The 627-nt window shown below is 43.5% G+C and carries 1 protein-coding gene; it reads left to right on the plus strand.

The genetic code is table 11. The features are described 5' to 3' along the window. Positions 1 to 627: hypothetical protein (locus OEA66_RS20415; RefSeq protein WP_267283143.1), on the plus strand; the 627-nt coding region annotated here is incomplete at both ends.

A 627-nucleotide genomic window follows, 5' to 3' on the forward strand; every position in this document is an offset into this window, starting at 1 on the left:
CCTGAGCTTGAAAAAGCAGATGCCGCTTTTAAGAATTCTAAAACCAACGTCAACGGAAGAGTAATCGACTACGGAAACGGTGTTTCTATAGATACCGAAGATGTGATTTACATTGAGAACGGCCCCAACTATCATACCTACACTTTCCACATTAAAAGAGAGAATGCACCTGAAACTGCTCCTGTAGAAAATCTTTTACTGGTACCGCTTCCTGATGGAAAGTATAATGAGTTTCTCATTACTTATAATCTTACCCCTGCTGAAAAAGAAAAGCTAAAAGCAGGTCTGCCTGTAAATACTAATGGAAAAAGCCAGGTTACTCCCTTGGTAAACGGAACTTTCAATGGAGGAAGCCAGCTTGCAAGACAGGTTTGTACAACCTCTTCGTTCAGTTATTGGGCTTCCTGTAGCGGTAACCAGCATCATGACGGTTCTAATTATGAGGATTGTCCCATTTATAAAGGAGAAGAGCAGGGAACTCCACCTATCAACTACACAATTGTAACAACTACCTGTCTGGAGCAGAATGAAATGATCATCACTCCTACAGACCCTGGTGGTAGTGGCGGTGGAGGAGGTACTATGCCCGGAGGAACTACACCACCACCAAACAACCCACCATGCACC

Origin of the sequence: Chryseobacterium luquanense (assembly GCF_026460945.1) — a bacterium.
In the GTDB taxonomy this organism is placed as follows: Bacteria; Bacteroidota; Bacteroidia; order Flavobacteriales; family Weeksellaceae; genus Chryseobacterium; species Chryseobacterium luquanense.